The organism is Pseudomonas sp. B23(2017) (genome assembly GCF_002113725.1).
In the GTDB taxonomy this organism is placed as follows: domain Bacteria; phylum Pseudomonadota; class Gammaproteobacteria; order Pseudomonadales; family Pseudomonadaceae; genus Aquipseudomonas; species Aquipseudomonas putida_Z.
Genome location: NZ_NEJM01000003.1, coordinates 225339 through 245519, shown reverse-complemented (window position 1 = coordinate 245519; position 20181 = coordinate 225339). Strand labels below are relative to the sequence as shown.

Here is a 20181-nt window from a genome sequence, read left to right as displayed (position 1 = left end):
AGATCTGTCATGTTCAAGCTGCCCCGCCTGCTGCCCGCCTTGTTGCTGGCTTTTTGCCTGCCCGCCCATGCCAACTGGCACCTCGATGGCGAGTCTTCGCGCCTTTCGTTCATTACCGGCAAGAACGGTAACACCGCCGAAGTGCACCGCTTCCTGGTGCTGCATGGCACGGTCGACCGCAAGGGTGTGGCCGGGTTGAGCATCGAGATGGACTCGGTGAGCAGCGGTATTCCGCTGCGTGATGAACGCATGCGCGAGGACCTGTTCGAGGTCGAGCGCTTTGCCGAAGCCAAGGTGCAGGCGCAACTGGACCTGCGGCCGATCAACGACCTGGCCAACGGTGCCCAGATCGAATTGCGCCTGCCATTGACCGTGACCCTGCATGGCCAGTCGCACAGCTACAACGCCCTGCTGCTGGCCACCCGCCTGGACGAGCGACGCTTCCAGGTGGTGACCCTTGAGCCCCTGGTGCTGCGCGCCGAGGATTTCGGCCTGTTGCCGGGGCTGCAACGCCTGCGCAAGCTCGCCGGGCTCAAGTCCATCAACCCGTCGGTGCCGGTTAGCGCGGTGCTGATCTTCACCGCCCGCTGACATGCCGGGGCCGGTCTTTCCCTGGCGGGATGGCAACCAGTTCGAACTGCTGATCGACGGCCCCGAGTTTTTTCCGCGCATGCTCCTGGCGATCATGCGCGCCGAGTTCCAGGTCGACCTGGAGCTGTACCTGGTCGAAGCCGGTGACTGCGCGGATGCGGTGGTCGAAGCGCTGGAGCAGGCTGCCCGACGTGGCGTGCGGGTGCGCTGCCTGTTCGACGACTATGGCTCGCTGGCTTTCAACAGCCAGTTGCGTCAGCGCCTGCTGGACGCAGGTGTGTACCTGCGCTGGTACAACCGCCTGCGCTGGAAGCGTGGCCTGCGCAACCTGTACCGCGATCACCGCAAGTTGCTGCTGGTGGACGAGCGCTGGGCAGTGGTGGGCGGCACGGGCGTCACCGACGAGTTCTGGACACCGGGCGAGGCGACCAGTGAATGGCACGAGGTGATGGTGCAGATGCAGGGGCCGGTGGTAAGCGACTGGCAGTTGCTGTTCGACCGCCAGTGGCACGCCAACAACCGTCGCACTGCCTGGCGCCCCGCCGAGGGCTTTGGCCTGCCGCGCCTGCCCAAGGTGCCTGCGCAGGGGCAGGGCATGGGCCGGGTGGCCTATGCCGACGCCCGCCAGCACCAGGACATCCTGCATTCGCTGGTGCGGGCGATCAACAGCGGCAAGCAGCGAGTGTGGCTGGCCACGCCTTACTTCCTGCCGACCTGGAGCGTGCGCCGGTCGCTGCGCCGGGCTGCCGGCAAGGGGGTCGATGTGCGGCTGCTGCTGACCGGGCCGCGCACCGATCACCCCTCGGTACGTTACGCCGGGCACCGCTATTACCCGCGTCTGCTGCGCGCCGGGGTGCGCATCTACGAGTACCAGCCGTGTTTCCTGCACCTGAAGATGGTGCTGATCGACGACTGGGTCAGTATCGGCTCATGCAACTTCGATCACTGGAACCTGCGCTTCAACCTCGAGGCCAATGTCGAGGCACTCGACCCGCCGCTGACGGCTGCCGTGCAGGCCAGTTTCGAGCGTGATTTCGCCTTGAGCGAGGTGGTCGACCTGGGCCACTGGAATGCCCGGCCGCTGTGGCGCCGGGTCAAGCAGCGGTTGTGGGGTTGGCTGGACCGGTTGGTGGTCAACTTGCTCGACCGTCGCGACTGAGACCGGCTATCGTGCAGTGACTGTCTCAAGGCAATCGAAGGAGTGGGTGCGATGACGGCGAAGAAAATTCTCATGTTGGTCGGCGACTACGTCGAAGATTACGAAGTCATGGTGCCGTTCCAGGCGCTGAGCATGGTCGGGCACACGGTGCATGCGGTATGCCCGGAAAAGGTCGCGGGGCAGACCGTGCGTACCGCGATTCATGATTTCGAGGGCGAACAGACCTACAGCGAAAAGCCGGGGCACAACTTTGCCCTGAACTACGATTTCGTGCGGGTGCGTGCCGAGGGTTACGACGCGTTGCTGATCCCGGGTGGACGTGCACCGGAGTACCTGCGCCTGGATGAAAAGGTCCTGGAGCTGGTGCGCGCATTCAACCAGGCCGGCAAGCCGATCGCGGCGGTATGCCATGGTGCCCAGTTGCTGGCGGCGGCCGGCGTGCTGGAAGGGCGCGAATGCAGTGCGTACCCGGCGTGCGCCCCGGAAGTGCGCTTGGCGGGCGGGACATTCATCGATATCGCGGTGGACCAGGCGCATGTGGACGGCAACCTGGTGACGGCACCGGCATGGCCGGCGCATCCGGCGTGGCTGGCGGCATTCCTCAAGGTGCTTGGTACCCGTATTGCCTGACAGGGCCTCTTCGCGGGCATGCCCGCTCCCACATGTACCTCACTGCGCTCAAGTCGTGTGGGATCCCTGTGGGAGCGGGCGTGCCCGCGAAGAGGCCAGTACAGGCAATACACTCTAATCAGGCCACCTGCTCAACCCAGTCATTGAGGTTGTAGTAGTTGGTCACCCGGGCAATCTTCCCGCAATGGATATAGAAAAACGCCCCCGCCGGCAGTACATAGGTCTGCCCGTTGGCCGCCGGCAACCCTTCGTCATCGGCCAGATATTCCCCATGCACGGTGAACTCCGCCGCCGCGCGGCTGCCGTCGGCGTTCTGCATCACCACGATATCGGCCAGGCGCTCGCGGTAGCAGCGGTTCATCTTGTCCATGAACGCTGCAAACCGGGCCTTGCCCATCTGCCGCTCGCCCTGGTTGATGTCGTGGATCACATCCTCGCTGAGCAGGGCGAGAAAGGCCGGCATGTCGCCAGCGTTGAAGGCGGCGTAGTAAGCATTTACCAGTTCGGTAGCGGTCATGGAACAATACCTGTCGTGGAGGGAAAAGGCGGGTCGTTGCTCCGGATGATAGGGTTTCCCCTCAAGCCCGGCTTAGCCGAGCGCGTCATCCACATCGACAAAACGACCGCCAAGCATGGAAATACGCCTGTTGCACGGCGCTGCTATCGCGCCTTACATCGATGACCTCGCTCGCCTGCGCCTTACCGTGTTCCGCGAGTTTCCCTACCTTTACGACGGCACCCCGGAGTACGAGGCCGATTACCTGGCCACCTATGCCCGCTCCGGGCGCAGCCTGGTAGTGCTGGCACTGGACGACGGCAAGGTCGTTGGTGCCTCCACCGGCCTGCCGCTGGTGGATGTCGCCCCCGAGTTCCAGCAGCCGTTCCTGGCTCAGGGGCGCGACCCGGCCAGCGTGTACTACTTCGGTGAATCGGTGGTACTGCCCGAGTACCGTGGCCAGGGCCTGGGGGTGCGCTTTTTCATCGAGCGCGAGTCCTACGCACACAAGCTGGCCGAGTTCGACTACTGCGCGTTCTGTGCGGTCGAGCGGCCAGGCGTGCATCCACGGCGGCCAGCGGACTACAAACCATTGCATGGCTTCTGGCGTAACCGCGGCTTCCTGCACGACCCGTCGCTGCGCACCAGCTACGCCTGGCGCGACCTGGACGAGCAGGAAAGCTCCGACAAGCTGATGTCGTTCTGGCTCAAGGAACTGCCGATATGATCCGCCTGGCGGCCTGCCAGTACGCCATTGAGCTGCATGAAACCTGGGAGGCCTACGCCGACCACCTGCAAGGCCTGTGTGCCGAAGCGGTGGAGGCGGGGGCCCGCCTGCTGCTGTTGCCGGAGTACGCCGGGCTGGTGCTCAGCGGGCAGCTGAGTGCCGAGCAGCGGGGTGACCTTAAGGCCTCCATCGCCGGTATCCAGCCGCTGATCGAGCCCTGGAAGGCCTTGTGCGAGAGCCTTGCCCGGCGCTGGGGAATCTACCTGCAACCGGGTAGCGTACCGGTGCTGGACAGCGATGGGCGCTACCGCAACCGTGCCTGGTTGTTCGGCCCCAAGGGCGTGCTGGGTTATCAGGACAAGCTGATGATGACCCGTTTCGAACGGGAGCAATGGGATATAGCCGCAGGCCAGGGGTTGCAGGTGTTCGACACCGAACTGGGGCGCCTGGGCATCCTGATCTGCTACGACAACGAATTCCCGATGCTGGCACGGCGTCTGGCCGAGGGTGGTGCCGACCTGATCCTCGCCCCGAGCTGTACCGATACCGAGGCGGGCTACCACCGGGTGCGTATCGGTGCCCAGGCGCGGGCGCTGGAGAACCAGATTGCGGTGTTGCAGAGCCCTACGGTCGGGCTGGCGCCCTGGTCGCCGGCGTTGGACGAGAATATCGGCCGGGCAGGGCTGTTCGTGCCGCCGGATCATGGGATGCCGGGGGATGGGGTGGTGGCCTTGAGTGAAGAATCGAGCCCTGCAACCAGTCAGTGGCTGGTCTGTGAGGTGGACCTTGAGGAAGTACGGCGGGTGAGGCGGGAAGGGCAGGTGTTTACCCGAAGGGATTGGCCGGAGCAGTTCGAAAGAATTGTGTAGAACAGGGGCGGCCTCTTCGCGGGTGAACCCGCTCCCACAGGTAGCGCGTAGCCCCAGGCTTGCGCTGTCCCTGTGGGAGCGGGTTTACCCGCGAAGAAGGCGACACTGTTACATCAGGCTTACTTCACTTCGACTGCCAGGCTCTGGGCAATCTTGCTCTGCCACAGGGCAGGGCCAGTGATGTGTACCGACTCACCGTTGCTGTCCACGGCGACGGTCACCGGCATGTCCTTGACCTCGAACTCGTAGATCGCTTCCATGCCCAGCTCGGCAAAGGCCAGGACCTTCGACTTGCGGATGGCCTGGGCCACCAGGTAGGCAGCGCCGCCGACGGCCATCAGGTACACGGCCTTGTTGTCCTTGATCGCTTCGATGGCGGCAGGGCCGCGCTCGGACTTGCCGATCATGCCCAGCAGACCGGTCTGCTCGAGGATCTGGCGGGTGAACTTGTCCATGCGGGTGGCGGTGGTCGGGCCGGCTGGGCCTACCACTTCGTCACCGACCGGGTCGACCGGGCCAACGTAGTAGATGAAGCGGCCTTTCAGGTCCACCGGCAGCTCTTCGCCACGGTTGAGCATTTCGACCATGCGCTTGTGCGCGGCATCGCGGCCGGTCAGCATCTTGCCGTTGAGCAGGATGGTTTCGCCCGGCTTCCAGCTGGCGACCTCTTCCGGGGTGATGGCGTCGAGGTTGACGCGACGGGCGCTCGGGCCGGCTTCCCAGACGATTTCCGGGTAGGCGTCCAGCGACGGCGCTTCCAGCTCGGCCGGGCCGGAGCCATCGAGCGCGAAGTGGGCGTGGCGGGTGGCGGCGCAGTTGGGGATCATGCACACCGGCAGCGAAGCGGCGTGAGTCGGGTAGTCCATGATCTTGACGTCGAGCACGGTGGTCAGGCCACCCAGGCCCTGGGCGCCAATGCCCAGCTGGTTGACCTTCTCGAACAGCTCCAGGCGGATTTCTTCCAGGCGGTTCTGCGGGCCACGGGCTTTCAGTTCGTGGATGTCGATGGACTCCATCAACACTTCCTTGGCCATCACGGCGGCCTTCTCGGCGGTACCGCCGATGCCAATGCCGAGCATGCCAGGCGGGCACCAGCCAGCGCCCATGGTCGGGACGGTCTTCAGTACCCAGTCGACGATCGAGTCGGACGGGTTGAGCATGGCCATCTTCGACTTGTTCTCCGAGCCGCCGCCCTTGGCAGCGACATCGACCTCGACCTTGTCGCCGGGGACGATGGAGTAGTGGATCACTGCCGGGGTGTTGTCCTTGGTGTTCTTGCGGGCACCGGCCGGGTCGGCCAGGATCGAAGCGCGCAGGACGTTTTCTGGCAGGTTGTAGGCGCGACGCACACCTTCGTTGATCATGTCGTCGACGCTCAGGGTGGCGCCGTCCCAGCGCACGTCCATGCCCACGCGCACGAACACGGTGACGATACCGGTGTCCTGGCAGATCGGGCGGTGGCCGGTGGCGCACATGCGCGAGTTGATCAGGATCTGGGCGATGGAATCGCGCGCAGCAGGCGACTCTTCACGCAGATAGGCCTCGTGCATGGCCTGGATGAAATCGACGGGGTGGTAGTACGAGATGAATTGCAGGGCGTCGGCGACGCTCTGAATCAGGTCGTCTTGCTTGATCACGGTCATGCAGCGCGCTCCTCTTAAAGACGGGAACATTCATTACGGCGCTCGACGGTGCCGACCAGCGTGTCGAAGCGCCTTGCAAGGCGCCGGCAGGTCAGGCCGACGGAAAAAGGCGCGGCAGTATAGCGCGCATCCGTGCCGGGCACACCTGCGGCCGGTCTGGACCATGGTCGGCAGGTGGCAGGCATTGTTCTTGCTGACTTGTTGTAGAGATAGGATGCTTGGAGGGGGCCGCAAAGCGGCCCCAGAAACTCAAGAGCTGGAAGAGATAGCTGAAAATGCCCGAACTTTGCGTGGGCGAGCGCCGCTGGGCGGTGCCGACCGGCAGCAACCTGCTCGATGCCTTGAACGAGGCCGGGCTGAATGTGCCCTACAGTTGCCGTGCCGGCAGTTGCCATGCCTGCCTGGTGCACTGCCTGGGCGGGCAACCGCTGGATGCCATGCCCGAGGCCCTGGCACCGTACAAGCATGCCCAGGGCTGGCGCCTGGCCTGCCAGTGCCGGGTAGTCGAGGACCTGCGCGTGGCGCTGTTCGACCCGCAGCAGGATGGCGTGCCGGCGCAGGTCTGTGCCCTGGACTGGTTCGGCGATGTGCTGCGCGTGCGGCTGCGGCCCGAACGGGCAATGCGTTACCAGGCGGGGCAGCATGTGGTGCTGTGGAATGGCGCGGTGGCGCGGCCTTACTCCTTGGCCAGCCTGCCGGGCGAAGATGATTTCCTCGAGTTTCATATCGACTGCCAGCACCCCGGCGCCTTTTGTGACAAGGCCCGTGGCTTGCAGCTGGGTGATGTGCTGCGCCTGGGCGAGCTAAGGGGTGGGGCCTTGCATTACGACCCGGACTGGCAGCAGCGGCCGCTGTGGTTGCTGGCGGCGGGGACCGGGCTGGCGCCGTTGTGGGGCATCTTGCGCGAGGCTCTGCGGCAGGGGCACCAAGGGGAAATCAGGGTCATGCATGTGGCGCGCGAGGGCGTTGGGCATTATCTGGCCGAGCCGTTGCGGGAGATGGCGGATGTGAATGTCGAGTTGGTACTGGCAGAGCAACTGGATGAGGCGTTGGCAGGGTTGCGGCCGTCATCGCGGCAGACGGTGGCGCTGGTGTGCGGGGCGCCGGGGAGTGTCGAGCGGTTTGCCCGGCGGCTGTTCATTGCCGGGGTGCCGCGGGGGCAGGTGTTTGCCGATGTGTTTGTCGAGCATGTCTGAGTGAGCAGGGGAGGGCTTTGCCCTCCTTTCGCGACACAAGGCCGCTCCTACAGGGGAATGCGTATCCCTTGTAGGAGCGGCCTTGCGTCGCGAAGGGCCGCAGAGCGGCCCCCTCTGAAGCACATCAACCGACCAGCGGATCACCGACATGCAGGATCTTCATGCCATTGGTGCCACCGATGGTGTGGTAGCTGTCACCCTTGGTCAGGATTACCCAATCACCTTGCTCCACCAGGCCACGCTTGAGCAGTTCGTCGACCGCTGCCTGGCTCACCTTGTCGGCCGGCAGCGAGGCCGGGTCGAAGGCGATCGGGTACACGCCGCGGAACATGTTGGCACGGGCCTGGGTAGCACGGTGCGGCGACAGGGCGAAGATCGGCACGTGCGAACGCAGGCGCGACATGATCAACGGGGTGTAGCCACTCTCGGTCAGGGCGATGATCGCCTTCACGCCCGGGAAGTGGTTGGCGGTGTACATGGCCGCCAGCGCGATGCTCTCGTCGCAGCGCTCGAAGGTGGTATGCAGGCGGTGGCTGGACTTCTGGCTGGTCGGGTGCTTTTCGGCACCCAGGCAGATGCGGGCCATGGCCTGGACGGCTTCGATCGGGTAGGCACCGGCGGCACTCTCGGCCGACAGCATCACCGCGTCGGTGTTGTCCAGCACGGCGTTGGCCACGTCGGACACTTCGGCACGGGTCGGCATCGGGTTCTGGATCATCGACTCCATCATCTGGGTCGCCACGATCACCGCCTTGTTGTTGCGGCGGGCGTGCTGAATGATCTTCTTCTGGATGGCGATCAGCTCGGCGTCGCCGATTTCCACGCCCAGGTCGCCACGGGCGACCATGACGGCGTCGGAGGCGAGGATCAGCTTGTCGAGGGTTTCGTCGTCGGCCACCGCTTCGGCGCGTTCGATCTTGGCCACCAGCCAGGCGCTGCCACCGGCTTCGTCACGCAGCTTGCGCGCGTATTCCATGTCGCTGGCGTCACGCGGGAAGGACACGGCCAGGTAGTCCAGGTCCATTTCCGCGGCCAGCTTGATGTCGGCCTTGTCTTTCTCGGTCAGGGCCGGTGCGGTCAGGCCGCCACCTTTACGGTTGATGCCTTTGTGGTCCGACAGCGGGCCACCGATGATCACCACGCAGTGCAGGGCATCTGCGGTGGCGGTCTCGACGCGCATCACCACGCGGCCATCGTCGAGCAGCAACTCGTCACCAACGCCGCAGTCCTTGACCAGGTCGGGGTAGTCGATACCGACGATGTCCTGGTTGCCTTCGGTCAGCGGGTGGGCGGTGGAGAAGGTGAACTTGTCACCGATCTTCAATTCGATGCGCTTGTTGGCGAACTTGGCGATGCGGATCTTCGGACCCTGCAGGTCGCCCAGCAGTGCAACATGGCGGCCGTTCTTGGCGGCGATGTCACGGATCAGGCGCGCGCGGGCCTTGTGCTCGTCCGGAGTGCCGTGGGAGAAGTTCAGGCGTGCCACGTCCAGGCCGGCGAGGATCAGCTGTTCGATCACTTCCGGCGAGTTGCTGGCGGGGCCAAGGGTGGCGACGATTTTGGTACGGCGGATGCTCATGCACAGACTCCTATAGTGAAGCGCAGCGAAAGGCTACTCCTGAATCTCGCTGTAGTCATTGTTCCGTTGCACTACCTGCGACCAAGGCAGGGTGGCATTTGAACGGGCAGGGTATCCTTGCAAAAGGGTGTGAAGATTTGCCGGCAAAGGCCGATACACTGGCATCAAAGGAGACCCCCATGCGAGCCCTGATCGTTTTAGCCCTGGCGGCCAGCGCCGTCGGCTGCACCCGCTGGTCCATGGACCACCACCTGAACAATGCCTACCGCGCCTACGACCGTGGTGATTGCGCACGGGTCATGCTCGAGCTGTCGCAGGTCGACCGCACCAGCCGTGCGCGACCGTTCATCCACCCCGAGGTGTCGCTGCTGCGCGGCCAGTGCCTGGAGCGCCAGGCCTTGTACGTGGATGCGGCGCAGACCTACCAGTACCTGATCCAGCAGTACCCGGGCAATGAATACACCTATCGCGCCCAGGCACGCCTGCAGACCCTAGAGAAACTCGGCCATTTGCGCGGCGCCGAAGCCGCTGTGGCAAACCCGGTGACCGCCGCACCTTGGCGTTAACACCAAGGTGTGATTTATTTCACGGGATTTGCCGCGCGTGCTGCGCTAATCTGTAACTCAGCTGTTACAACAACCGCCAGTTCCACGTATTCCTGGCATCGGATACGGACTGCACTTGCGATCATGTTCAACAAGCGCCACATCGAACGCCATCAGCTGCCTTGTGTTCTCAAGGTGTTCAACCGCATTACCGGCCAGGCCATCGGCCAGCTGGGCAACGCCTCCGAAGACGGGCTGATGCTGATAAGCCAGCTACCTGTGCTGGTCGGGCCCGACTACGATCTGCAATTACGCCTGCCGCTGGTTGGTGGCGGGCATCAATTCGTCAACCTTACCGCCAGCTGCCTGTGGTGCCGCGAAGACCAGACGCCCGGGCACTACGATTCGGGCTTCATGCTGCTGCAGGCGCCCCGCGAGTACGACGAATTCGTCCGCTCGTTGCGCGACTATTTCAGTTTCCACCCCGCCAACGCCTCTGCCTGAGCCTCGGGCCCAGGCTCGCTGGAGTCGCGCCAGAATCGCGCTAGAATCGGGTCGACCTCGATACAGGACGACCCCGTGACCTCCAGCATTTTCTGGCACGACTACGAAACCACCGGCATCAACCCGCGCTGCGACCGGCCGCTGCAGGTGGCCGGCGTGCGCACCGACTTCGACCTCAACGAAATCGACGAGCCGATCAGCCTTTATTGCCGGCCCTCCGACGATATCCTGCCGCACCCGGCCGCCTGCCTGGTGACCGGCATCACCCCGCAACTGCTGGCCGAGCAGGGCCTGTGCGAAGCCGAGTTCATGACCCGGGTGCATGCGCAGCTGGCGCACCCTGGTACCTGTGGCGCCGGCTACAACACCCTGCGCTTCGACGACGAAGTGACCCGCTACAGCCTGTACCGCAACTTTTTCGACCCTTATGCCCGAGAGTGGCAGGGTGGCAACAGCCGCTGGGACCTGATCGACATCGTACGCACGGCCTATGCATTGCGCCCGGAGGGCATCGAGTGGCCGCAGCAGGACGGGCGCACCAGCCTGCGCCTGGAGCTGCTGAGCAAGGCCAATGGCATCGACCATGGGCATGCCCACGAAGCGCTTTCCGACGTGCGGGCAACCATCGCCCTGGCCCGCTTGATCCGGCAGAAACAGCCCAAGTTGTATGACTGGCTGTTCCAGTTGCGCAGCAAGCATAAAGTGATGGAGCAGATTCGTTTGTTGCAGCCACTGGTGCATATATCCGGGCGCTTCTCGGCGGCACGCAATTACCTTGGTGTCGTATTGCCACTGGCCTGGCACCCGCGTAATCGCAATGCACTGATTGTGTGCGACCTGCATCAGGAAACCCTACCGTTACTACGGGAAAGTGCTGAAGTTCTACGCCAGCGTTTGTATACCCGCCATGAAGAACTGGCTGAAGGCGAATTACCCGTGCCGCTCAAATTGGTGCAGATCAATCGCTGCCCGGTACTGGCGCCACTTTCGGTATTGCGCCCGGCTGATCAACAACGGTTGGGCCTGGACTTGACGTTGTTACAATTGCGCGGCGAAGAATTGGCCAAGCAACAGGCGCAATGGCAAGACAAGCTGGAACACATCTACGGCAAGGAAGACTTCACCCCGAGTGAAGACCCGGAACAACAGTTGTATGACGGTTTTCTGGGGGATCGTGACCGCCGCTTATGTGAGCAAGTTCGTGCACTGGAACCGGCGCAGTTGGGCCGTGGGCAGTGGATGTTCGATGACCCGCGCCTGCCTGAGCTGTTGTTCCGCTATCGGGCGCGCAACTTCCCCGAGACCCTGACAGGCGAAGAGCGGCAACGCTGGTTCAGCTTCTGCCAGCAGCGCCTTAGCGACCCGCATTGGGGCGCGCCGAATACGCTGGGCGACTTCGAACAGGCGCGGCAGCAGGCCTGGGAGGGCGCCGACGAGGCGGGGCGGCGTGTGCTGGACGCGTGGCAGGTACATGCCCGGCAATTGCAGGCACAGTTTGCAATTGGCTGAGCGCCGACACAAAACGCGGACAAACAAAAACGCCGGCAATATGCCGGCGTTCTTGTTGCGATAAGCAGCAGGCGTGTGCGGACAATCAGTCCAGCAGGGTCGCCCAGCTTTCAACCACATCGCCACCCCACTTGGCTTTCCATTCTTTCAGGGTCTTGTGGTTGCCGCCTTTGGTTTCGATCACTTCATTGTTGTGCGGGTTCTTGTATTGCTTGACCTTGCGTGCACGCTTGGTGGCGGTAGTCTTGACCGCACCACGAGGTGCCTTGCTCAGTTTCGACTCTGGGTCGAGCAGGGCAATCACGTCGCGCAGCGACTTGGAGTACTCGCCCATCAGTGTGCGCAGTTTGCCTTCGAACTCCAGTTCTTTCTTCAGCTTGTCATCCTGCGACAGGTTGGCCAGGCGGGCCTGAAGTTCCTTGATGGCTTCTTCGGTAGCGCGGTACTCGTTGATCAGGGACATGGAGTGTTCCTTAATGCGTGTTCAGAAATGTGTGGGGCAATAATAGACAGGCAATACTCGCAAGTAAACATATTGTTGGGCAATTAACTGTTAACTAAGCTGTGACAACCATTTCTCTACGTGAACAAAAATTTACAATTAACCCTGCATTTCGTCATGTCTGTCAGAGAATGCCAGCAGTGCATCTCTTCAGGAACACAGGCCACGGCCGCTGCGATCAATACTGCGTTTTTCCTGGCGGGCCGCTAGAATGAGCGCCTTTGCGAAGTTCTGGAGTCTCATTCATGCGCACCTATCGTCTGGTGATCGCCTGCCCCGACCGTGTTGGCATCGTGGCGAAAGTCAGTAATTTCCTGGCCTTGTACAATGGCTGGATCAACGAAGCCAGCCACCACTCCGATGAGCAGAGCGGTTGGTTCTTCATGCGCCATGAAATCCGCGCCGAATCGCTGCCATTCGGTATCGAAGCCTTCCGCGAGGCGTTTGCGCCGATCGCCGAAGAGTTCTCCATGACCTGGCGCATTACCGACTCGGCGCAGAAAAAGCGCGTGGTGCTGATGGCCAGCCGCGAGTCGCACTGCCTGGCTGACCTGCTGCACCGCTGGCACACCGATGAACTGGACTGCGAGATCCCTTGCGTGATCTCCAACCACAACGACCTGCGCAGCATGGTCGAGTGGCACGGTATTCCGTTCTTCCATGTACCGGTCGACCCCAAGGACAAGGCCCCGGCCTTTGCCGAAGTGTCGCGCCTGGTGCAGGAGCACGCCGCCGACGTGGTGGTGCTGGCCCGCTACATGCAGATCCTGCCGCCGCAACTGTGCCAGGACTATGCTGAAAAGGTGATCAACATCCACCACAGCTTCCTGCCGTCGTTCGTCGGCGCCAAGCCGTATCACCAGGCCGCTCTGCGTGGTGTGAAGCTGATCGGCGCGACTTGCCACTACGTCACCGAAGAACTGGACGCCGGCCCGATCATCGAGCAGGACGTGGTGCGTGTCAGCCATGCCGACAGCATCGATGACATGGTCCGCTTTGGCCGTGATGTGGAGAAGATGGTGCTGGCCCGTGGCCTGCGTTATCACCTGGAAGACCGGGTGCTGGTGCATGGCAACAAGACTGTGGTGTTTGACTGATACAGACTGGTTGCCTGTGAGGTTCTGGGGCTGCTTTGCAGCCCATCGCGACACAAGGCCGCTCCTACAAGGGATCGCGTACCGGCACTGCGTCGCGTAACTCCTGTAGGAGCGGCCTTGTGTCGCGAAAGGGGCGCGAAGCGCCCCCAGCAATCTGAGGGATAAGCCGATGGCCAAGCAGCGCAACCAACCCACCGCCTCACCCCCACCCACCCTCGGTGAAGGCTGCCTGGCCCGCTACGACCCCGAAGCCCTGGCCGACACCGATGGCACCGATTTCCCCGGCGCCGCCGAACTTTGGCAGCAGCTCAACCCGCCTGACGCCGCCAACGCTCCAGCAGCGGGCGCGCCAGCAGGCACACAAATACCGGCCCACCCGCCAGCAGATAAAAGTAGTAAGTGACCGCCCGCCATATCAGGATCGCCGCAGCCGCGGTCGAACTGCCCACCAGTGGCGTCAGCAGGCTGGCCGAAGTCAGCTCGGCGGCACCGGCACCGCCAGGCAGCAGGCTGAACTGGCCGGCACTGAGCGAGAGCATCTGCACCAAAAAGCTGGGGATCCACGCCAGGTCTACCCCCAACCCCCTCAATACCAGATACAACACGCTGTAGCGCAGGCCCCAGTGGGCGCAGGTCAGGGTGAACACCAGGGTCAGCGTGCGCTTGGGCAGGCGCCAGGTCTGCGCCAGTGCGTCGATGAAGCGCAGCAGCTTGCGCGCCCAGCGCCGCTTGCGCTGGCGGCTCATGCCCAGGCGGCGCAGCAACCTGCCGTTCACGCGCATCACCGTGCGCCGGTAGCGCAGCAGGCCGATCACCCCGGCCAGTGCCGTGCACAACAGCAACGCGCTGCCCAGCAACATGCTTTCCTGGCTGCGGCCCAGGCTGTGGAACAGTGCATAGCCGGCAATCGCCAGCATCGCGCAGAAAAAGAACACCAGGTCGTTCAGCTGGTCCATGGCAAACACCGCGCCGCTGCGCGCCGGGCCGATCCGGTCGCGTGCCAGCAGGGCCATCAGGGTCAATGGGCCGCCGCTGCCGCCGGGGGTGGTACAGATGGCGAACTCGGTAGCCATCACCACACCCAGGCTACGCAGGCGCCCAAGCCTTGCTCCTTGCTGGCCGAGCAACAGGCGCAAGCGGATGGCGTTGATGACCCAGCACAGCAGGATCATGCCCAGCAGGGTCAGCATCAGGCTGGGGGCGAAGCGCTGCAGCCTCGGCAGCAACTCGCTGCCACCGAGCAGGGCCGGCACCAGCACGGCGCCGAGCAGTGCCAGGGCCAGCCAGGCCAGGCGGTTCATGCGTTGGCCTGGCGGTCGAGCCAGGTGGACTTGGTCAGGGGCTCGCGGCCCTGTGCCAGTAGCGTGTGCAAGGTGTTCAGCCAATAGTCGCGGGACGCGCGATGGCGCATGTCCACCGGGTGCAGGCCCAGGCGCAGGGTCTGGGCGTCGTGCCAGCGCCGGCATTGCCAGTCGCACAGCACCCGTGACAGGCCGCGACGCCAGGCGCTGCGGGCACTCCAGACCAGCCCCGGGGCCTTGATCGCGGTAAAGTCTGGTAAACGGTACAAGTGCTGTGGCGTGCTGGTGTAGCGCAGTGGCAGGCGGCGCAGTGCCTGGCGGGTGCCTTCGCTCATCAGCCAGGCAGGCGCGACGAAGCCGGCCACCGGCCAGCCCTGCTGGGCGAACAGGGCCAGGCCATGCTCCAGGCGTTGCAGGGCCTGCTGCTGGTCCAGGGCGTAGAACTCGCCTTCATGGGTATAGATACGGCGCATGAAGTATTCGCCGGGCGTGCGTGGTGGCGGGCCGTTGTCGGCATGGTAGAAGCCGTGCAGGGCAAGCTCGTCGCCCTGGGCCAGGCGCCGTTCGAGCAAGCGGCAGAAGGTGGGCGAGCGCTGCAGCGGGTTGCGGTGGTGAAAGTCCGGCACCACCAGCCAGGTCATGGGGATGCCGCCGATGGCGTCGACGGCCTGGACGAAGGGTTGATAGTCGGGCCAGGTCTCGGGCGCGACATCGTGCAGCACCAGCATCAGGCTGCGCGCTGGCGGCAGTGGCTCAGCCATGGGCACGGACCTGCGGCTGGTGGCCAAGTACGGCCTGGTAGTGCTGCAGCAGGCCGGCGACCACGTGGTCCCACGAATACTGCTGCTCGGCATGGCGACGGGCCTGAGCCCCGAGCTTGCGCACGCCGGCCTCGAACGCCTCCTGCACGGCCGTCGCCATGGCCTTGCTATCGTTGGGGCGGCACAGGCGCCCGCACTGTTCGTTGACGATTTCGCCGAAAGCACCGGCGCGCACGGCCACCACCGGCGTGGCGCTGGCCATCGCTTCGAGAATGACCAGACCGAAGGTTTCCTGGTCGCCGGCGTGCACCAGCAGGTCGGCGCTGGCCATCAGCCGGGCGACTTCCGGAGCCGGGCAGAAGTGATCGATCACACTGACGTTCTGCGGCACGTTGGCCGGCATGTTCGAACCCACCAGCAGCAAGTGGTAGGGATGGCCCAGGTGCTGCATGCACTCGAGCAGCACCGGCAGGTTCTTTTCCCGCGAGCCACGGCCGGCGTAGATCAGCAGGCGACTGGTGTCGGCAATGCCCAGTTCGGCACGCAGCTGCGGGTCGCGCTGGCTGGGGTGGAAGGTGGCCAGGTCGACGCCCAGGCGCTGCACGTGCACATCGCGCACTCCCAGGCGGCGCAACTTGTCGGCCATGACCTGGCTGGGGGCCAGGACCCGGTCGAAATTGCCGTACAGCTTGCTGACATAGGCCTCGACATTGGGGGTGAACCAGTTGCCCATGCGGTTGCTGACCAGTAGCGGCAGGTCGGAATGGTAGAAGCCGATCACCGGCACATCGAGCTTGCGCCGCGCTTCCAGCGCAGCCCAGGCGGTTAGGTAGGGGTCGCCGACTTCGATCAGGTCGGGCTTGAGCCTGCGCAGCACATTGCACCAGGGGGCCAGGCGCACCGGGAAGCGGTAGCCATTGCCGAACGGCAGCGGCGGTGCGGGCACCTGGTAGATGCCATCGGCGTGCTGGGCACTGGCACCGGGTATCAGCAAGCTGTGGCGGACGCCCTGGATGGCGTCGAGGCGGTGGTGTTTGGCATCAAGATAGGTACGTACGCCGCCGCTGGCGGGGGCGTAGAACATGGTGATGTCGGCGATGTGCACGATCAGCATCCCTCCGGGATCGTCTTCGGGTCTGTCATCCGGCGCTAACGGGCCGGCGATGACGCGCCTAAAGGTTGACCTATCAGAAGGATAGTTTGTTCGATCGGGGTTGGGCGGGGCGGGGGATCGGTGTGGGCTTCTTCGCGGGCTTGCCTGCTCCCACAGGGATCACCACGCATTCAAGAGCGGCGGAGATCCTGTGGGAGCGGGTTTACCCGCGAAGCAGGCGACGCGGTTTGCGATCAGATACGGAAGCTGCCCACCAGGTGCTTCAGGCGGCCGGCCTGCTGCTCCAGGTCGGAGCAGGCGCGCAGGGTGGCCTGCAGGTTTTCCACGCCTTCCTGGTTGAGCATGTTGATCTCGTTGATGTCCATGTTGATCGCCTCGACCACGGCGGTCTGCTCTTCGGTGGCGGTGGCCACCGACTGGTTCATGCCGTCGATCTCGCCGATGCGCACGGTAACGCTGTCCAGCCGCTCACCGGCCTGGTTGGCGATCTGCATGCTGTCCTGGCTGTGGCGCTGGCTCTGGTCCATGGTCTCGACCGATTCGCGCGCGCCGACCTGCAGTTCTTCGATCATGGTCTGCACCTGTTGCGCCGACTCCTGGGTGCGGTGCGCCAGGTTGCGTACTTCATCGGCGACAACCGCAAAACCACGCCCGGCTTCACCGGCGCGGGCCGCTTCGATGGCCGCGTTCAGCGCCAGCAGGTTGGTCTGCTGGGAAATGCTGGTGATCACCTCGAGAATCTGGCCGATGTTGACGGTCTTGCTGTTCAGCGTCTCGATGTGCGCGCTGGAAGTGACGATCAGGTCGGACAGGCGGTTCATTGCCGCAATGTTGCGTTCCACCACTTGCTGCCCTTCTTCGGCCAGCAACCGCGCCGAACTGGCGTGCTGCGAAGCCTGGGCGGCGTTGCCGGCAATTTCCTGGGCGGCGGCGCCCAGTTCGTTGATGGCGGCGGCCACGCTGTTGGTGCGGTTGGACTGTTCGTCGGAGTTGGTCATCGACGAGTTCGAGGCACTGATGACCCGCAGGGCTACTTCGTTGACCTGCTCGGTGGCCGAGGACACTTCGCGGATCGAGCTGTGAATACGCTCGACGAAACGGTTGAAGGCGCTGCCCAGGATGCCGAATTCGTCGTGGTTGTGAATACGCAGGCGCTTGGTCAGGTCGCCTTCACCTTCGGCGATGTCTTCCATGGCGCGGGTCATGGTGTGCAGCGGCTGCATCAGCACACGGATCAGCAGGCCGAGCAGGCCGATGATGATCACCACCGCCACCAGCGTGGCGATCACCGCCGAGGTGCGGAAGGTGCTGAGCATCGAGAAGGCCTTGTCCTTGTCCACCGACAGGCCGATGTACCAGTTGGCCGAAGGCAGGCCGGTGATCGGGGTGAAGGTCAGCAGGCGGGCCTGGCCTTCGCTCTGCACTTCGGTCAGCTCACCGGTCAGTTTCGGCGTGTGCTGCGGGAACAGGTCCGACAGCGACTTCATCACCAGGTCTTTGTCCGGGTGCACCAGGATCTTGCCCTGGTCGTTGACCAGGAAGGCGTAGCCCATGCCGCCGAAGTTCAGCGAGTTGATGATCTGCACCAGGCCGTCCAGGGCCAGGTCGCCACCGACCACGCCGACACTGGCGGAAACCTTGCTGAGGATGCCGATGACCATCTTGTTGGTGGTCATGTCGATGTACGGCTCGGTCAGGGTCGCGCCGGCGGCATTCATGCCGTCTTTGTACCAAGGGCGGGTGCGTGGGTCGTAGCCGTCGGGCATTTTCGAATCAGGGCGCACGCTGAAGCCACCGTCGACCTTGCCCAGGTAGACGGTGAGGAAGCTGGAAACCAGCGCATTCTGGCCCATCAGGGTTTCGGCGTTGGTCGGGTCCTGGGCTATGTTCTGTGCCAGGTTTTCCACCAGCTTGATACGGCCTTCGAACAGGTTGCGGATATTGGTCGAAGTGGAAGCGCCCATTTCAGCCAGATAGTTTTCGAGGTCCTCGCGGATCGCATTACGCTGGAGGTAATCGTTGTAGAGCGTGAAAAGGCTGAAGGCGAGTATCACGATCAGTGACGCTGCCAAAAGAATCTTGTGGCTGAAACGAAGGCTTTTGTTCATGGCGTAATCGGTTCCGCTAAGGTTTCATATCAGGCGTTTGCACGCGTGGAGTCGCAAAGCAGTGCAACATCCCGAAAAGTCCCTTTTCGGTTGTTCCTCTCTATTAAGGCGAATATCACCCACAGGTATCGGCCGAATTACGGTAAAGCTTAAGCAGAGGATTAAAGAGATGTCGGAAATTTCGACCATCGTTGTAGGTGCTGGCCCGGATGGCCAGCCAGTTGGGCAAGCGATGAGGCTGGCTAACCGCCATGGCCTGGTGGCGGGCGCGACGGGTACTGGCAAGACCGTCACCCTGCAGCATCTGGCGGAAGCGTTCAGTGACGCGGGGGTTGCGGTGTTCGCCGCCGATGTCAAAGGTGACCTTTGCGGCCTGGGCGCTGCTGGTGCGCCGCAGGGCAAGGTGGCCGAGCGCATCGCCGGCATGCCCTGGCTGGGGCACAGGCCCCAGGCTTACCCGGTGAGCCTGTGGGACATTGCCGGGCAGTCCGGCCACCCGCTGCGCACCACCCTCAGTGAAATGGGGCCGCTGCTGCTGGGCAACCTGCTTGAACTGACCGACAGCCAACAGGCGGCGCTGTATGCGGCGTTCAAGGTGGCCGACCGTGAAGGCCTGCTGCTGCTCGACCTCAAGGACCTCAAGGCGCTGCTCGCGCACCTGAAGGACAACCCGAAACTGCTGGGTGAGGACAGCGCGCTGATGACCACGGCCTCCACCCAGGCGCTGTTGCGCCGGTTGGCGACCCTGGAGCAGCAGGGCGCCGAGGCGTTGTTCGGTGAACCGGGGCTGCAGCTCGAGGACCTCCTGCGGCCAGACCCGGATGGCCGTGGGCGTATCCACCTGCTGGACGCCAGCCGGTTGGTTCACGATGCACCGAAGGTGTACGCGACCTTCCTGTTGTGGCTGCTGGCCGAGTTGTTCGAGCAACTGCCTGAGCGCGGTGATGCCGACAAGCCGGTGCTGGCGTTGTTCTTCGATGAAGCGCACTTGTTGTTCAACGATACGCCCAAGGCATTGCAGGATCGCCTGGAGCAGGTGGTGCGGCTGATTCGTTCCAAGGGTGTGGGGGTGTACTTCGTTACCCAGTCGCCGGGGGATTTGCCGGATGCGGTGCTGGCCCAGTTGGGCTTGCGCATTCAGCATGGCTTGCGGGCGTTTACCGCCAAGGAGCAGAAGTCGCTGCGCGCCGTGGCCGATGGCTTCCGCCCCAACCCGGCGTTCGACACCCTGGCGGTGCTGACCGAACTGGGCATTGGCGAGGCGCTGGTGGGGACGCTGGAAGAAAAGGGCACGCCTGCGATGGTGCAACGGGTGCTGATTGCCCCGCCGCAGTCGCGTATCGGGCCGTTGAGTGCGGCTGAGCGCAGTGCGCTGATTGCCGATTCGCCGCTGGCGGGGCGTTACGACAAGCCGGTGGACCGTGAGTCGGCGTATGAGATGCTGACCCAGCGCAAGGGCGAGCCGGTGGAGCCCGTGCCGCAACCCAAGGCGGATGAAGAGAGCTTTGCCGACAAGGCTGGTGAGTTCTTGCAGAGTGCGGCAGGGCAGGCCATCAAGTCGGCGGTGCGCCAGGCGGCCAACCAGTTGGGTCGGCAGTTGGTGCGTGGGTTGATGGGGTCGTTGCTGGGGGGCAAGAAAAGGTAGTTTGCCTGTACCTGCCCCCATCCACAGGCCTGCGCTGTACCTGTAGGAGCGGCCTTGTGTCGCGAAAGGGCTGCGAAGCAGCCCCCGGATTTCAGCGCAGATGCACAAATTGCTGGGGCTGCTCTGCAGCCCTTTCGCGACACAAGGCCGCTCCTACAGGAGGCGTGTGCGTTTGCGGATACGAAAAAGGCGCCAGAGGGCGCCT

Annotated in this window: 18 protein-coding genes and 2 pseudogenes; 11 read left to right on the top strand and 9 right to left on the bottom strand. The window is 63.8% G+C overall.

What is annotated here, in order from left to right:
• Nucleotides 1–9 precede the first annotated feature (9 nt).
• The 3 genes from CAG46_RS06830 to CAG46_RS06820 are packed head-to-tail and all read left to right on the top strand — an operon-like array spanning nt 10 to nt 2380.
• On the top strand, nt 10–591 hold the full coding sequence (locus CAG46_RS06830) for a YceI family protein (protein ID WP_025340510.1): 582 nt from the start codon (nt 10–12) through the stop codon (nt 589–591).
• Nucleotide 592: 1 nt separating this feature from the next.
• The gene (locus CAG46_RS06825) at nt 593–1750 is read left to right on the top strand and encodes a phosphatidylserine/phosphatidylglycerophosphate/cardiolipin synthase family protein (protein ID WP_085614279.1); all 1158 of its coding nucleotides are present in this window, start codon (nt 593–595) and stop codon (nt 1748–1750) included.
• A 51-nt stretch (nt 1751–1801) separates the two neighbouring features.
• Entirely contained in the window at nt 1802–2380 is a 579-nt protein-coding gene (locus tag CAG46_RS06820) for a DJ-1/PfpI family protein (RefSeq protein WP_025340508.1), read from the top strand.
• A 118-nt stretch (nt 2381–2498) separates the two neighbouring features.
• Here the strand turns inward: CAG46_RS06820 and CAG46_RS06815 are convergent, their stop codons facing one another.
• A complete protein-coding gene (locus CAG46_RS06815; protein WP_025340507.1) occupies nt 2499–2897 on the bottom strand; it encodes a nuclear transport factor 2 family protein in 399 nt (132 codons plus the stop codon).
• A gap of 115 nt (nt 2898–3012) precedes the next feature.
• On the opposite strand from CAG46_RS06815, the gene CAG46_RS06810 reads away from it, so the two are divergent.
• Nucleotides 3013–3603, top strand: coding sequence for a GNAT family N-acetyltransferase (locus CAG46_RS06810; RefSeq protein WP_013974061.1), 591 nt, complete (start codon nt 3013–3015; stop codon nt 3601–3603).
• Nucleotides 3600–4472, top strand: coding sequence for a carbon-nitrogen hydrolase family protein (locus CAG46_RS06805; protein ID WP_085614278.1), 873 nt, complete (start codon nt 3600–3602; stop codon nt 4470–4472). Before CAG46_RS06810 ends, CAG46_RS06805 begins: the two co-directional genes overlap by 4 nt.
• Nucleotides 4473–4591: 119 nt before the next feature.
• Here the strand turns inward: CAG46_RS06805 and CAG46_RS06800 are convergent, their stop codons facing one another.
• A complete protein-coding gene (locus tag CAG46_RS06800) occupies nt 4592–6115 on the bottom strand; it encodes a fumarate hydratase (RefSeq protein ID WP_085614277.1) in 1524 nt (507 codons plus the stop codon).
• Nucleotides 6116–6390: 275 nt separating this feature from the next.
• Here CAG46_RS06800 and CAG46_RS06795 point away from each other — a divergent pair, with 275 nt between their 5' ends.
• Nucleotides 6391–7311 carry an iron-sulfur-binding ferredoxin reductase gene (locus CAG46_RS06795; RefSeq protein ID WP_085614276.1) on the top strand — a complete coding sequence of 307 codons (921 nt, stop codon included), beginning with the start codon at nt 6391–6393 and terminating at the stop codon, nt 7309–7311.
• Nucleotides 7312–7435: 124 nt separating this feature from the next.
• Here the strand turns inward: CAG46_RS06795 and pyk are convergent, their stop codons facing one another.
• On the bottom strand, nt 7436–8890 hold the full coding sequence (gene pyk, locus CAG46_RS06790; protein WP_013974057.1) for a pyruvate kinase: 1455 nt from the start codon (nt 8888–8890) through the stop codon (nt 7436–7438).
• Nucleotides 8891–9069: 179 nt separating this feature from the next.
• Between pyk and CAG46_RS06785 the strand changes: the two genes are divergently transcribed.
• From CAG46_RS06785 to sbcB, 3 genes are all read left to right on the top strand, one after another.
• A complete protein-coding gene (locus CAG46_RS06785; RefSeq protein ID WP_085614275.1) occupies nt 9070–9456 on the top strand; it encodes a tol-pal system YbgF family protein in 387 nt (128 codons plus the stop codon).
• 123 nt (nt 9457–9579) lie between these two features.
• Nucleotides 9580–9939: a PilZ domain-containing protein gene (locus CAG46_RS06780; RefSeq protein WP_085614274.1), complete on the top strand. Its 360-nt coding sequence runs from the start codon at nt 9580–9582 to the stop codon at nt 9937–9939.
• A gap of 75 nt (nt 9940–10014) precedes the next feature.
• Nucleotides 10015–11448 (top strand): exodeoxyribonuclease I, encoded by a 1434-nt coding sequence (gene sbcB, locus CAG46_RS06775; RefSeq protein ID WP_085614273.1) that lies wholly within the window; start codon nt 10015–10017, stop codon nt 11446–11448.
• 85 nt (nt 11449–11533) lie between these two features.
• On the opposite strand, the gene mvaT is transcribed toward sbcB, so the two are convergent.
• A complete protein-coding gene (mvaT, locus tag CAG46_RS06770; protein WP_003259590.1) occupies nt 11534–11911 on the bottom strand; it encodes a histone-like nucleoid-structuring protein MvaT in 378 nt (125 codons plus the stop codon).
• A 284-nt stretch (nt 11912–12195) separates the two neighbouring features.
• Between mvaT and purU the strand changes: the two genes are divergently transcribed.
• Nucleotides 12196–13047, top strand: a complete 852-nt coding sequence (purU, locus tag CAG46_RS06765) for a formyltetrahydrofolate deformylase (protein WP_023662871.1) — start codon at nt 12196–12198, stop codon at nt 13045–13047.
• 308 nt (nt 13048–13355) lie between these two features.
• Here purU and CAG46_RS06755 read toward each other — a convergent pair whose 3' ends face one another.
• The 5 genes and pseudogenes from CAG46_RS06755 to CAG46_RS29290 form a co-directional block, all read right to left on the bottom strand.
• The gene (locus tag CAG46_RS06755) at nt 13356–14348 is read right to left on the bottom strand and encodes a lysylphosphatidylglycerol synthase transmembrane domain-containing protein (protein ID WP_061551882.1); all 993 of its coding nucleotides are present in this window, start codon (nt 14346–14348) and stop codon (nt 13356–13358) included.
• Complete coding sequence (locus CAG46_RS06750; RefSeq protein WP_085614271.1) at nt 14345–15109, bottom strand: DUF2334 domain-containing protein; 765 nt, start codon at nt 15107–15109, stop codon at nt 14345–14347. The genes CAG46_RS06755 and CAG46_RS06750 overlap by 4 nt, the downstream gene beginning before the upstream one ends.
• The gene (locus CAG46_RS06745) at nt 15102–16223 is read right to left on the bottom strand and encodes a glycosyltransferase family 1 protein (RefSeq protein WP_025340498.1); all 1122 of its coding nucleotides are present in this window, start codon (nt 16221–16223) and stop codon (nt 15102–15104) included. Before CAG46_RS06745 ends, CAG46_RS06750 begins: the two co-directional genes overlap by 8 nt.
• Before the next feature lie 233 nt (nt 16224–16456).
• Nucleotides 16457–17053: pseudogene (locus CAG46_RS29295) on the bottom strand (methyl-accepting chemotaxis protein); the annotation flags it as partial.
• A gap of 261 nt (nt 17054–17314) precedes the next feature.
• A pseudogene (locus tag CAG46_RS29290) lies at nt 17315–18331 on the bottom strand (cache domain-containing protein); the annotation flags it as partial.
• Between the two features lie 169 nt (nt 18332–18500).
• Here CAG46_RS29290 and CAG46_RS06735 point away from each other — a divergent pair.
• Entirely contained in the window at nt 18501–19976 is a 1476-nt protein-coding gene (locus CAG46_RS06735) for a helicase HerA-like domain-containing protein (RefSeq protein WP_085614270.1), read from the top strand.
• The last annotated feature ends 205 nt before the right edge of the window (nt 19977–20181 follow it).

Coding starts and splice junctions, on each gene's coding strand:
- CAG46_RS06805 (WP_085614278.1), top strand. CDS start 3,600: ATGATCCGCCTGGCGGCCTGCCAGTACGCCATTGAGCTGCATGAAACC.
- CAG46_RS06820 (WP_025340508.1), top strand. CDS start 1,802: ATGACGGCGAAGAAAATTCTCATGTTGGTCGGCGACTACGTCGAAGAT.
- CAG46_RS06825 (WP_085614279.1), top strand. CDS start 593: ATGCCGGGGCCGGTCTTTCCCTGGCGGGATGGCAACCAGTTCGAACTG.
- CAG46_RS06735 (WP_085614270.1), top strand. CDS start 18,501: ATGTCGGAAATTTCGACCATCGTTGTAGGTGCTGGCCCGGATGGCCAG.
- pyk (WP_013974057.1), bottom strand. CDS start 8,890: ATGAGCATCCGCCGTACCAAAATCGTCGCCACCCTTGGCCCCGCCAGC.
- CAG46_RS06815 (WP_025340507.1), bottom strand. CDS start 2,897: ATGACCGCTACCGAACTGGTAAATGCTTACTACGCCGCCTTCAACGCT.
- CAG46_RS06750 (WP_085614271.1), bottom strand. CDS start 15,109: ATGGCTGAGCCACTGCCGCCAGCGCGCAGCCTGATGCTGGTGCTGCAC.
- mvaT (WP_003259590.1), bottom strand. CDS start 11,911: ATGTCCCTGATCAACGAGTACCGCGCTACCGAAGAAGCCATCAAGGAA.
- CAG46_RS06780 (WP_085614274.1), top strand. CDS start 9,580: ATGTTCAACAAGCGCCACATCGAACGCCATCAGCTGCCTTGTGTTCTC.
- CAG46_RS06755 (WP_061551882.1), bottom strand. CDS start 14,348: ATGAACCGCCTGGCCTGGCTGGCCCTGGCACTGCTCGGCGCCGTGCTG.
- CAG46_RS06795 (WP_085614276.1), top strand. CDS start 6,391: ATGCCCGAACTTTGCGTGGGCGAGCGCCGCTGGGCGGTGCCGACCGGC.
- CAG46_RS06810 (WP_013974061.1), top strand. CDS start 3,013: ATGGAAATACGCCTGTTGCACGGCGCTGCTATCGCGCCTTACATCGAT.
- purU (WP_023662871.1), top strand. CDS start 12,196: ATGCGCACCTATCGTCTGGTGATCGCCTGCCCCGACCGTGTTGGCATC.
- CAG46_RS06745 (WP_025340498.1), bottom strand. CDS start 16,223: ATGCTGATCGTGCACATCGCCGACATCACCATGTTCTACGCCCCCGCC.
- CAG46_RS06830 (WP_025340510.1), top strand. CDS start 10: ATGTTCAAGCTGCCCCGCCTGCTGCCCGCCTTGTTGCTGGCTTTTTGC.
- CAG46_RS06785 (WP_085614275.1), top strand. CDS start 9,070: ATGCGAGCCCTGATCGTTTTAGCCCTGGCGGCCAGCGCCGTCGGCTGC.
- CAG46_RS06800 (WP_085614277.1), bottom strand. CDS start 6,115: ATGACCGTGATCAAGCAAGACGACCTGATTCAGAGCGTCGCCGACGCC.